General features: G+C 41.4%; 10 protein-coding genes. 2 read left to right on the forward strand and 8 right to left on the reverse strand.

The genetic code is table 11. From position 1 onward, the window contains the following. Window position 1 precedes the first annotated feature (1 nt). Window positions 2-2,728, reverse strand: coding sequence for an AsmA family protein (locus tag BST97_RS09390; protein ID WP_085766992.1), 2,727 nt, complete (start codon window positions 2,726-2,728; stop codon window positions 2-4). A gap of 6 nt (window positions 2,729-2,734) precedes the next feature. Continuing rightward, window positions 2,735-3,433: a queuosine precursor transporter gene (locus BST97_RS09395; RefSeq protein ID WP_085766993.1), complete on the reverse strand. Its 699-nt coding sequence runs from the start codon at window positions 3,431-3,433 to the stop codon at window positions 2,735-2,737. A 94-nt stretch (window positions 3,434-3,527) separates the two neighbouring features. On the opposite strand from BST97_RS09395, the gene folK reads away from it, so the two are divergent. Then, a complete protein-coding gene (gene folK / locus BST97_RS09400) occupies window positions 3,528-4,625 on the forward strand; it encodes a 2-amino-4-hydroxy-6-hydroxymethyldihydropteridine diphosphokinase (protein WP_085766994.1) in 1,098 nt (365 codons plus the stop codon). Window positions 4,626-4,698: 73 nt separating this feature from the next. Here the strand turns inward: folK and BST97_RS09405 are convergent, their stop codons facing one another. The 4 genes from BST97_RS09405 to BST97_RS09420 form a co-directional block, all read right to left on the reverse strand. Beyond that, window positions 4,699-5,322, reverse strand: a complete 624-nt coding sequence (locus tag BST97_RS09405; RefSeq protein WP_157111589.1) for a DUF6705 family protein — start codon at window positions 5,320-5,322, stop codon at window positions 4,699-4,701. Between the two features lie 11 nt (window positions 5,323-5,333). Beyond that, window positions 5,334-6,800 (reverse strand): hypothetical protein, encoded by a 1,467-nt coding sequence (locus tag BST97_RS09410; protein WP_085766996.1) that lies wholly within the window; start codon window positions 6,798-6,800, stop codon window positions 5,334-5,336. Between the two features lie 95 nt (window positions 6,801-6,895). Next, on the reverse strand, window positions 6,896-8,182 hold the full coding sequence (gene odhB, locus BST97_RS09415; protein WP_085766997.1) for a 2-oxoglutarate dehydrogenase complex dihydrolipoyllysine-residue succinyltransferase: 1,287 nt from the start codon (window positions 8,180-8,182) through the stop codon (window positions 6,896-6,898). 3 nt (window positions 8,183-8,185) lie between these two features. Next, window positions 8,186-10,945, reverse strand: coding sequence for a 2-oxoglutarate dehydrogenase E1 component (locus tag BST97_RS09420; RefSeq protein ID WP_085766998.1), 2,760 nt, complete (start codon window positions 10,943-10,945; stop codon window positions 8,186-8,188). A gap of 112 nt (window positions 10,946-11,057) precedes the next feature. Here BST97_RS09420 and BST97_RS09425 point away from each other — a divergent pair, with 112 nt between their 5' ends. Then, the gene (locus tag BST97_RS09425) at window positions 11,058-11,594 is read left to right on the forward strand and encodes an alpha-ketoglutarate decarboxylase (protein ID WP_085766999.1); all 537 of its coding nucleotides are present in this window, start codon (window positions 11,058-11,060) and stop codon (window positions 11,592-11,594) included. A gap of 95 nt (window positions 11,595-11,689) precedes the next feature. Here BST97_RS09425 and BST97_RS09430 read toward each other — a convergent pair whose 3' ends face one another. Then, window positions 11,690-11,998 carry a hypothetical protein gene (locus BST97_RS09430; RefSeq protein WP_085767000.1) on the reverse strand — a complete coding sequence of 103 codons (309 nt, stop codon included), beginning with the start codon at window positions 11,996-11,998 and terminating at the stop codon, window positions 11,690-11,692. A 1-nt stretch (window position 11,999) separates the two neighbouring features. Next, complete coding sequence (locus BST97_RS09435) at window positions 12,000-12,983, reverse strand: polyprenyl synthetase family protein (RefSeq protein ID WP_085767001.1); 984 nt, start codon at window positions 12,981-12,983, stop codon at window positions 12,000-12,002. Between the last annotated feature and the right edge of the window lie 107 nt (window positions 12,984-13,090).

Here is a 13,090-nt window from a genome sequence, read left to right on the forward strand (position 1 = left end):
GTTATTTCTTCTTCTCCTTCACCGTATCATTCTTTTTCCCAAACAACCCACGCAACAATCCACCGGCGGCTTCTTTGATTTTGTCCTTGTCGTCTTTTTCAGAAGCAGGTGTATTACTCGTAGATGTGCTGTCTTGAGTTTGTGTATTGCCAGAACTGCCACCATTTAAAATATCCTTGATTCCTTGTTTAGGATCATTTCCTTGTAAAATATCGTTCACCGCACCAGATAGTGCCTGCTCACCTTTATCCTTTAGTTTTTGCTTCTGAATTTCTACAATCTGATTGGTCAAGTTAGTCACGGCACTTTGTAAATCTACATTAACTTGAGGCGATGTCATCGCACCACCTAGTCGTATGGGCAGTGGGACGGTAATTTGATTCACTTCTTTTGCCTCAAGCTTAGCCAGTAAACTAGCACCTTCTTTTCCAAAATACTTGGCAGGAAGATTCAGGTCGAGTACATAATTCATTTCATTGGTCAAACTGTGGCTACCGCTAGCGGTAACTTTGATATCCTTAATATTAAAATCAAACGGACTTACTTGTACCGCTCCATTGCTGAAGTTCAGTTTTGTGGTAAAATCAGACAGGTTCAAAGCATCTAAATCGATGAAATCTACTCTCTGATTGATCCTGCTCAAAAGTGGATTTTGGCTTACATCTACATCTTTAGTCAGTAGTTGTGCAATGGCGTCACCTGCAAGGCTCGATATGATAGGAGACAGATCATTATTCAAATCTCCTGAAAAGTTGATATCAGTATTCATCGTACCATCTAGAGCGCCAATGATAGGAACCAAATTTTGAAACATTTCAAAACCTTGGAAAGATTGAGCGATATCCAGATTCTTCATGTCCAGCGCCATGGTAAATTTAGGCGTTTCACCTTTGGTACTTAGAGAACCATTGACTCCTATTGCTCCGTTGAAAATATTAGTGCGCACGTTATTGAGCGTCATGGTTTCATCACGCACGATCGCAGATCCACTCACATTTTTAAGCGTCAACCCATCGTATAGGACTTGGTTTGCCGTAAAGTCAAGCGATGCATCCAGAAATGCTGGGATTTTGATGGCTTGCTCTGTAGGCGTGCTTTGTTGAGTGGCTGTTGATTGGTTCGCTTTCGCGGAAGCGGAATCACCACCATCTTCACTCGCCGTCATAAAGTCCGAAACATCAAACGTATTTGAAGAAACATTGAACCTTCCTTTCAGACCCTGATCCTGCAGTAAAAATCCGATCAAGTTATCGATGTTACCACTCGCCTTAAGATCTGTGTTGCCTGTTTGAGCCAGCATCTCATTCAATTTGATGCGAGAAGTACTCAAATCAAGGTTAGCCTTGCTGATGATAAATGGTTTGGTAAATGCACCACCCAAATATTTAAAATCGCTCAGTCTAGCAGTACCATTAGTATTGATGCGTTCATAGCGCTCTTTTTCTATGCTTTCCATATCAAATCGCGCAGCCATATCAAGAGCGAGACGACCATCAAGGTTTACACCGTCTGGCATGGGGAAAGCTCTGGTAAGATTTGCAAAATCTAGGTTACCCTTTGCATTGACATCCACTTTCATATTGCCGGTCAAATCCTTGATCATCGCGTTACCGGTAAGGCGATCCTGCCCTATGTTGAAGGCGGTGTTTTTGATATCGAGATAGGTATCCTCTACAAGGCCCGTATCGTTTACTAAATGCGCATCAATATTAATATTGGTAATTTTTTGAGGAAGATCCGGATATTGAACCGAAGCATTTTGCGAGACTACTTTGATATTTAATGTTGGAATGTAGGTGTCATCTACCGTTCCTTTAATTGCTCCATCTACTTTGAAATCGCCAGTGGTCGTGATCCCATCGAGATTAGTCCTGTAGGTTTCAGGTATTAGGGCAAAGAAATTTTTGAAATCAGAAGTAGGTGCATTGAATGAAAGGTCCACGATGGTTGATTCATCTTCAAGGTCTATAAATCCCTCAAAAACCAGTTCTAGTTCATTGATCAAAGCCTTGTTATCTTGAAACGTGTACTTCTGATTCTCCAGATCCATTAAGATATCAGCATCCAGCTTGACCTGCTGACCCGTTAAATAAGCTATGTCGTTAAGCGAATAAAAGACCTTGGCCTCTGTCATGGTCTCGAGTGTACTTTCTCCCAAACTGAAATCTCCATTACCGCTGTGATTCATATCTACGATTTCCAATATGTTTTTGGTAACGGCATCGTCGTATATGATTCGGGTATTATTTACCTGATAATGTTTTAGGTCTAAAGAGAAACCACCGCTGCTTTCGGCTTGAGTGGTGCTCGTAGTTGCCGTTGAATCCACCACAGCGACGTCCCAGCTAGAAACGCCCTCTTCATTAACTTGAAGACGTGTAAACGCTTCACTGATCGCAAGCTCATTAACCCTTATAGGTTCGCGAGCTCCATTGAATAAATCTCCAATAGGTAAGTCCAGTTTAACTTCGTTACCGAAGAAAAGGGTATCTCCGGCAAATGGTGCTTTGTTGATTACAGAAAGCTCATTGATCTCAAGACGAGCATCAGGGAAGGCGCTGAAGAGGCTTAAATCCACATCGGCAAAGTCGACTTCTGCATTCAGCGCTTTATTGAGCTCGGTTTTGATGAGTTCCGCAATTTTATCCTTAAAAAGATAGGGTGTCGCAACAAGTAGTATTACGAGCACGACAATAACAATTCCCAGAATTTTAAAAAACTTTTTCATATCAACTTAATCTATTAGAAGCTCCTCACCTTGTTTTAAATCGAAGAGCCTTTTGAAAATTTCTACACCTAAATACAAAAGCGGCGTATCAATTAATGCTACCAACACTTTAAACAAAAACCCTGCCCCAAGCAAGGGAGCAAATTGTTCCCACTCCAAAATCCCAAAATAACAGAGTAACAACAAAACGCTAGCCGTGTCCACAAATTGGGAAAACACTGTGCTAAAATTATTTCGCAGCCATAACATTTTTCTCTTGGTCAACTTTTTCCAAAAATGATAGATGCGTATATCCACAAATTGCGCCAGTAAATAAGCCGCCATACTTGCAAATACTGCAATTTTTGTAGCACCGAAAACCTGAGTAAAGGTCTGGTCATCGATGGGACTCGTCTCCATGGCTGGAGCGACATCAGCCACATACAGAATTAGCAAACTAAAGATCGAGGCAAAAATTCCTGCGAGCACTAAATCGTTTGCCTTGCGTCTACCATAAATCTCACTTACTAAATCTGTAATCAAAAATGTAAGCGGATATGGCAATAAACCCACTGAAATTTCAAACCGGAACCAGCCGAAAGGATTCCAATAAAAAAATTTCTGAAAGATCAGATTTGAAGCCACTAAAGAGCAAATGAACAACGCACCGAGCACGAGATAAATTCGGTTTGCCAGGCGCAACTTTTTGGCGGTCAGAGTCTTCATTTAAACTACAAATGTACCTAGGTGAGCCGTGATTATTTCTTAATTTGCACTAAAAGTTAGCGCTATTCCATCTCTTCATAATCATAAGATTTTCATTGCTTTAGGTTCTAATCTAGGTGATCGCCTGCAGCATCTACTCAAGGCGGCTCACCTTATAGAACAGCGTTTAGGATTGGTTATAAAAAGTGGAGGCATCTACAAATCTGCCGCGCTGGACTTTGATGGTAAGCCGTTTCTCAACACCTGTATTTTGGTTCACAGCATCAAAAACCCTTTTGAAGCGCTGGCCGTTTTAAGAGCGATCGAGCGTAAAATGGGCAAAATGCCGCGCACATCTTCTGACTATGAGAATCGCATCATCGATCTGGATATTTTGCTGTTTGATGATCAAATCATCGATCAAGCCGAGCTTCAAGTTCCCCATCCCAGAATGCATCAGCGCAATTTTGTGATGCAGCCTTTGGTGGATATTGCCTATGACGTAAAGCATCCGGTTCTGTATAAAAGTATGGCCGAGATCAGTAGCCAGCTACAGCCATTAAGTGAGGTGGTGCCTGAAATGATCTCGCTTTCGCGAAAGCGGTATCCCATCCAAAACCTCAATTTTATCGCCATCGAGGGAAATATAGGTTCAGGAAAAACCAGCCTTACCCACAAAATATCTGAAGATTTCAATGCGAAAATGGTACTGGAACGTTTTGCAGACAATCCGTTTTTACCTCTTTTCTATGAAGATAAAGAGCGCTACAGTTTCCCGTTAGAGATGTCTTTTCTTGCAGATCGCTATCAGCAACTGAGTGATGACGTGGCGCAGCATGAACTTTTCACAGAATTTACCGTCGCCGATTATTATGTTATCAAATCTCTTATTTTCAGCAAAATAACGCTGGAAGATGAAGAATATCATTTATACCAGCGCTTGTTTCACATGATGTATAAAGAATTGGTCAAGCCAGATTTATACGTCTATCTGTACCAGACCGAGGAGCGGCTGCTGGAAAATATCAAAAAGCGCGGTAGGGATTACGAGCAAAATATTGAAGCGAGTTATCTGAACCAGATCCAGCAAGGCTATTCTGAATTCATACGCACACAACAAGATTTAAAAATCAAGGTGATTGATGTTTCAGAACTGGATTTTGTGAATAATCAAGAAGATTATTTAAAGGTGCTGGAGCAGATTTGTGACTAGTAAAAGGTTGCGTTGATACAAAAATCAAACTTTAAGAACTAATCTTAAGTATTTAAGAATTTACAATTTGAAACTACTGCCTCACCATTCTATACTCTTTTTGCCATGGCATAGTGGGAGGGTCGTAGGTTTCACCAGGGTCTAAAGTTTGGTGGCTGGTAAAGATAATATAGGCACGGATGGCGTCCCTTCGATCATTGATGTCGCGATAGGATTCATGGATAATTAAAGTTGCAGTAGTCATCTCATTGTTGGGATCAGATAATCCTAGGAAAAACTTCACTTGTCCATCTCGGCACTCACTAGTTGGCAACCAACTACATTTAGTAACCCTGATGCGTCCATCGATTATATGTTCATAACCGTTACGGCTATCGATCATATCCAGGGTGTTGATCATTTCAACACCGTTTTCTATGTATTGGTATTCACCTACCAAAAGATCTGTAAAATGATCGCCCCAATCAACACGCGTTTCCTTTTTGAAATGGATTTTGAGCGTAGTCGATCCTTCCGTATATAACCAGGTTCCCACAAAGAAGTCCATCTCATTGTTCACGTCAGAATAATATTTGACAGGAGTAGGTGATGGCATAAACCCAATACTGTCCAAAGGTAAAATCACCTGAGAATGCAAAGTAAAACTCGACATTAAGGTGAGAAGAAATAAAAGTTTAAGGATTAAAAATTTGCTCATAGTCTTTATCATCAATTTATTTTTGTCCATCCGCTTAGGTTTATATCGTTGGCTTTGTAAAGTGAGATTCCAAAATTTTTGAATTTACTAGTAAATACGCCCTTCAAATCAGACATGTTGTTATCATAGTCTCGACCTAAGGCTATAGTCAAATTATCAATCTTCGTATCTCTATTAATCCCGTTGACGGTATTCAAAGCAGCATTAAGTTCATTATTCAATTTAGTGATGTCGGTTACCTTAAGAGCGTAGACATCACCGCTTGCTGAAACAATCATTATTACGGCATCATCTTTGAAATCCGGGCCAAGTGTGTTGTGAGTTTCGTGCAACGTAAAAATATCCCGGAATGAGAACATTGCGTGAGTACCAACAGGATGGGTGTGGATACTACCAAAATCAAATCTTCCAGTATAAATATAGCTTCTAGTAAGCGAGGGCCCTCTTTCAATCGCAGGAGTCCTTGGTTTTGTTACATAAGAAGTATCTACAAACGACTTATAAAAGCTCATGGAATACTCGACCGTTTCTGAGGTTTTAGTTCTTAACTGGTTAATAATGTCCTTTACCTTGACAAAGGTAGTATCCTTCTTGATCAGATCATTTAATTCTTGTTCAATGGGATCAGGTATTTGATCATTAATTTCCAGCTCATAACATCCATCAGTAGATATTGCATTGACATTATTGCCTTCATCTATACAGGGTGGGTAGTTGTTAGGATTAGTCAATACGTCTTCATCAGCTGGTGGTGGAGCGCCACCGCCGTTATTAGGTGTGCCATCATCGAGATCCTCATCTTCATCTGTATTACCGCCGCAAACGGTCTGGCAAGATTGATACACATAAGCACCAACAACTGGAGGTTTAGTATTGGGACAGTCTCCTCTAATTACACAACAATTCTCTCCTACTTCATGCCCGCCACCTGTACAAGGAACCATGACTGTGGTGCATTGGGGTTCACAGCCAGACTTTTGTAGATCTGCAAAAGTCCCGTTTTGAAGCCTCGTAATCAAAACATTGGGATCAGTTTCATGGTAAAGTCCTTGATCTATTTTGACATAATCCTCAGCGCTAACGTCATATTGAATGAGGTACTCGTCATACTGTTGCGTATCAAGATTGTAATGCAGTACTATGTTTTCAATATAATAAAATGGAACATCGCGCTTCAATCTAAAAGTATAGGTATGGGTCTGGGCATAGGTTATCACCTTAATTTGGGTGGTATCAATAGTCATACCGCTCATGTTAGATTTGGCTGACAGATCATTATTGACACTCTGATTAAGGGAAATATTATGAAGCTGTGTTCTGATCTGCGTTTGGTTTTGTAGTTCAGAAAAAGAAACCGTTTCTGCATGAACGTGGGTTTCCCTTGTGGGAACTTCGCCTATTTCTTCATATTCTTCACAACCTGCAAGCGTGATCAAGAGAGTTAAGACACCTAATAGAACGTAACTGTTGAATTTCATTTGGATGGTTTCAGTATCTAAATATACACTATATAAACAAAAAAGAAGCTATCTTAATAAAGATAGCTTCTTATATTTTAGATTGCAAATGAGCTCTACAACTCCAGCGCCTTCTTCACATCGCCATCCATCAATAAATTGATCGGATCTTCCAGGGCTTCTTTGATCGCTACCAAGAATCCTACTGACTCGCGACCATCAATGATTCTGTGATCGTAAGAAAGAGCAAGGTACATCATGGGTCTTATAACTACTTGTCCATCGATCGCAACGGGTCGCTCAATGATGTTGTGCATTCCCAAAATCCCACTCTGCGGTGGGTTGATGATAGGGGTGCTCAACATGGAGCCAAAAACACCACCATTAGAAATGGTAAATGTTCCACCGGTCATCTCGTCAACGGTAATTTTACCGTCACGAGCACGTAAAGCCAATCTTTTCACCTCTTGCTCAACTCCTCTGAAAGATAGATTTTCAGCATTTCTGATTACGGGAACCATCAATCCTTTAGGACCTGAAACCGCTATGGAGATGTCTTTATAATCATAGGTAATCATTTCTTTACCGTCGATCATACTGTTTACTGCTGGATATTCACCCAATGCTCTTACAACAGCTTTAGTAAAGAAAGACATGAATCCAAGAGAAACTCCATGTTTCGCTTTAAAAGCCTCTTTGTACTCACTACGCAGATCAAAAATAGGCTTCATGTCAGCCTCGTTGAACGTGGTAAGCATTGCGGTCTCATTCTTAGCACTGACGAGACGCTCTGCAACTTTTCTACGCAGCATGGAAAGCTTAGAACGACTCTCACTTCTTGAACCAGGTCCAGGAGTTCCCATAGATGGTTTTGCATTTACCGCATCATGCTTTGTGATGCGACCATCGCGGCCCGTTCCAGAAACAGACGCTGCGTCCATTCCTTTTTCATCAAGGATCTTCTTAGCCGCGGGACTTGCAGTACCGCTCGCGTATGTATCTTTTGCTTGCTCAGGCTGCGGAGCTTTTTCTGGAGATTTTTTCTTGTCGTCAGGATTGTCCTCACGCATTTCTTTTGCAACATCTTTATCGTTGCCTCCCTCGTCACCATCTTCATAAGAATCTGGAGCATCTTTTACATCTTTAGCTCCTTCATTGGGATTTGCAGCTTCTGTATCGATAAGGCAAACAACCTCACCTACTTGTACTGCATCGCCTTCTTCAGCTTTTAGGGTAATGATACCACTTGCTTCAGCAGGGAGTTCCAGTGTTGCCTTGTCGCTATCTACCTCGGCAATGGCCTGATCTTTCTCGACCCAGTCACCATCAGCAACCAGCCATTCTGCTATTTCAACTTCTGTAATCGACTCGCCGGGTGACGGCACTTTCATTTTTAGAGCCATAATTTATTTGTTGGTGTTAAAAACGTCTTCTATTATTCTTGCTTGTCTGCGTTTGGATCTCGTTGAGCTACCTGATGCAGGAGCCGCATACATATTTCTGGAGCAAACCCTCCAGGTACGCGTTTCTGGCATGTGCAACATCAAGTGGGAATAAGCTCCCATATTGCGCGGCTCTTCCTGTGCCCACACGATGTCTTTTGCAGACTTGTATTTCTTGATTACTTCTTTGATCTGGTCGGTAGGCAGTGGGAATAATTGTTCTATTCTCACTATCGCTACATCCTTGATATCATTCTCTTCACGATAATTGAAGAGGTCGTAGTAGAATTTACCACTCGTGAACACTAGGGTTTTCGCTTTCGCGAAAGCGGTATCACTATCAATCACCTCCTGAAAATGACCTTTTTCAAACTCTTCTACCGTACTGACCGCTTGGGGAGATCGCAACAAAGATTTAGGAGTAAATACAACTAAAGGTTTTCTGTAGTTCACCTTCATTTGCCTTCTCAGCAAGTGGAACATATTTGCTGGCGTGGTACAGTTTGCCATGAACATGTTATCCTTTGCGCAGAGCTGTAAATAGCGCTCGATACGTGCGCTGGAATGTTCTGCACCCTGACCTTCATACCCGTGTGGTAGAAGTTTTACCAGACCGTTTTGATTCTTCCACTTGTCCTCACCGGCACTTAAGTATTGGTCCATCATGATCTGTGCACCGTTTGAGAAGTCTCCAAATTGCGCTTCCCAAATCGTCAAGGTATTAGGACTCGCAAGGGCATAACCGTATTCAAAACCTACCACTCCGTATTCTGAAAGGTGGGAGTTGTACATGTACATTTTACCCTCGGCACCTTCTAGATGGTTGTGTAAGATGAATTCGTTCTCGTGGTTTTCTGACTTCACGACTGCGTGACGGTGGGAAAATGTTCCACGTTCTACATCCTGACCGCTCATGCGCACATCATAGCCTTCCAGCATCAAACTACCGTAAGCGAGGTGCTCTCCCATGGCCCAGTCCAGTTTGTTCTCTTCAAACATTTTGCTGCGGGACTCGATAACTTTTTTCACCTTGCGGATGAAGTTCTCTCCTTCAGGAAGGGTAGATATAGTTTTGGTGATTTTTTCTAGCGTCTTTTTATCCACGCCAGTCTCCACCTTTTGCATCATTTCATCTTCAGTCACAGAATCAAAACCGTCCCATTCATCTTGCATGAAAGGGGTGATTACCGTGTTTTCCATTTGACGCGATGTAGCAAGCTCTTCTTCCAGACGACCTTTATACTGGTCTTCTAGATCCTTGATTTTACCATCATCAATCACACCCTCTTTTTTCAATTTATCGGCGTAGATGTCACGAGAATTCATTTGCTTACCGATTGCCTTATAAAGCTGTGGTTGTGTGAATCGAGGCTCGTCACCTTCATTGTGACCGTATTTTCGATACCCTAGAAGGTCGATAAACACGTCACGACCAAATTCCATCCTGTAATCCAGTGCAAAATTAATGGCGTGAACTACGGCCTCGGCATCATCTGCATTTACGTGCAAAACGGGCGACAAGGTAACTTTTGCGATATCTGTACAGTACGTACTTGATCTACCGTCTAGGTAGTTAGTGGTGAAACCTACCTGATTGTTCACCACCATATGAATGGTTCCAGCAGTTTTGTAGGCTTCTAGCTGAGCCATTTGCACAACCTCGTAAACGATCCCCTGACCTGCGATCGCTGCATCACCATGAATAACAATAGGAAGGACATTTGAGAAATTGTCTGGCGTGTGCATGTCTTGCTTGGCACGCGTGATTCCTTCTACTACCGCTCCTACTGTTTCCAAGTGTGATGGATTGGGAACAATATTGATATTGATATCGTTTCCGTTATCGGTTTTACGTTTACTGGTATAACCTAAATGGTATTTAACATCGCCGTCAAAAATATCTTGCTCATAATCTTTACCGTCAAATTCTGAGAAGATGTCCTTAACCGGTTTACCGAAGATGTTAGTAAGCACATTTAAACGGCCGCGGTGTGCCATTCCCAGTACAAACTGATCTACACCTTTATCGGCGGCATTTTCAATTAAAGCATCCAGCGCAGGGATAAGTGACTCGTTTCCTTCTAAAGAGAAACGCTTCTGACCTACGTATTTTGTATGTAAAAAAGATTCAAAAGAAACTGCCTCGTTGAGTTTCTTAAGGATTTGAATCTTTTGATCTTTAGAAAATTCTGGGTGGTTGTTGTTTCTATGCAACCAGCTCTGGATCCATTTCACCTCATGCGGTTTACGGATGTACATATACTCAACACCTATACTATCACAATACACTTGAGTAAGGTGCTCAATGATGTTCTTAAGAGATGTCTTTCCTAAGCCTATAAGCTCACCAGACTCAAACTCTGTATTTAAATCTGCGTCTGTAAGACCAAAATGCTCTAGGTCGAGCGTAGGTTGATAGTTACGGCGCTCTCTTACAGGGTTGGTTTTAGTAAATAAATGCCCACGTGTTCTGTAGCCATCAATAAGCTTTACAACACTGAATTCTTTAAGCATCTTCTCAGATAACTCAGCAGTATTTACCTGGCCACCCGTATCTACATATTCTACTACCGTCTCGTGACCGGCACTTTCCATTCCAAAGTCAAAACCTTGAAAGAAAGCCCGCCAAGAAGGCTCCACCTGATCTGGATTTAATAAATACTCATCATAAAGTTGTGCAAAATAAGCAGTGTGTGCTGCGTTGAGGAAAGAATACTTGTCCATATAGCTAAGGATTGCTCCTTTTTGGTAAAATATCCAGCAAAAATAGAAAATAACTGCATCACCACGAGGTAGTTTGTATATTTATAACAGCTTTGAAAGAAAAACTCTACACATGAATCGCCATTTTTCATTTACCTTATTTGTATTTCTCTTCTTCATCATCAATTTGGGCGCTGCGCAAAGTACCCTGCAACCCGAAGAACGATTTTGGGATCGCGTTCTTTTTGGAGGAAATCTGGGAGCTAGTTTCGGTAATGATTTCACATCGGTCATCATCGCACCACAAGCTATTTATAAGGTGAACGATTTTGTAGGACTGGGTGTAGGTTTGAACTATAGCTATTCAGAACTCGATGCAGACGATCCAAGAATCTTAGATTATTCTTCAAATATTTATGGTGGTGGTTTCATAGGTCTTTTCAATCCCATACCTGAAATTCAAGCCAGTTTTGACTTTGAAGTACTCAATGTCAATAGAAATTTTGAGGTTCAAGGGATTGATGAACAATATTGGGTCCCGGCGCTGTTTTTAGGCGCAGGCTATCGCCAGGGTAATTTCATCATAGGTGCACGATACGATGTGCTTTACAATGAAGATAAAAGTGTTTATAACAACGGAATCCAGCCGTTTGTGAGGGTGTTTTTTTGATTAAGTTGAAGTATAAGATGAAGAGTAAGTTTAAAAAACTCAGCACGAGATCAATAAATTTGGTTTTAAACTTGAACTTATACTTAATCTTAAACTTACTGATGCCCCAACCTGAATTTAACCTTCACCCATTCTCTGTAGAAAAAGCTCAGGATAATTCCCTTTTCTAAATGCCTTTCTTGAACATCGGCGAGGTAATAGAGTTGCTGTAGTCTAGGGTCGCTGTCTTCCATAAGTTCGTTTAAAAGTGCGGCGACAGCGTTTAAAAAAGCTTTGGGATCATCTTCCTCCACCTCTTCCAGCCCTGATCTTGAGAGATCTTTGTTAATTTGGTTTTTATAGATGATGAAATTGTGACGCTTTCGCGAAAGCGCCTCCTCAATACGCTCTAGTTCTTGAGACATACTAACTAATTCTATTCATCAACTGCAGAGAAAACCTCTTCAGGAAAGTTTTATTCTCGTCACTAATCTCCAGCTGTGTAATGGTATTTAAGGCCTTCTCGGTATAATCTATTATCGCATCCAGTGTTGCTTGTGCGCCACCACTTTGTTGGAAAAGGGTTTTCACTTTTTCCTTTTTATCACTCATCTCCATTTCTGAAAGCGTGTTTTGATCCAGGGCAAACCATTTTTTCAAGCTCTCATTACTTTGAGAATGCTCAAGACTTTTGAGATAGAGATAAGTTTTTTTATTCTCCCTGATGTCGCCACCTACTTCTTTCCCAAACGTCTCTGGATCGCCAAAGGCGTCCAAATAATCATCCATCAACTGAAAGGCGATACCTAGGTAAATACCATAATCATATATAAATTGCTGCTGCTCCTTGCTGGCTCCAGCTATGATCGCCCCCATCTGCAAAGAACACCCTAAAAGTACCGAGGTCTTCAATTTGATCATGAGCAAATACTCATCTATGGTCACGTCGTCTCGAGTCTCAAAATCAACATCATATTGCTGCCCCTCACACACTTCCAGAGCCGTACGGCTTAAAAGTTGAGTAAGCTCCTTGAACTGCGTTCCCTCATACTCGTCAAGTTGCTGGTAAGCCATAATCAGCATGGCGTCTCCACTCAAGATTCCTGTATTCACGTCCCATTTTTTATGCACGGTCTCCTTACCTCTCCTTAGATCTGCTGCATCCATGATATCATCATGGAGCAAAGTAAAATTGTGAAACACTTCAACTGCTATGGCGCAGCCCATGGCATCATTACTTTTTGCGCCGTACATCTCGGCAGCCATTAAGGAAAGTAACGGACGCAATCGCTTTCCTCCTAGATCTAAGATATAATGAACGGGATCATAAAGAGTAGCAGGTTCAGCATGTGAAGTGCGCTGCTTGAGGGCTTCTAAAAATTGACTTTTTAAGTCTGAGAGTAAATCCATGCCGTAAAAATAGAATAGAGATTCAAGAACGCGTACTTAGGATCTTACATCAATGTTAAATTAGTGTAAAACTTAGGAAACTAAAAAAGTTTTTAAAGTTTCCTATG

The organism is Nonlabens spongiae (assembly GCF_002117125.1).
GTDB lineage: Bacteria > Bacteroidota > Bacteroidia > Flavobacteriales > Flavobacteriaceae > Nonlabens > Nonlabens spongiae.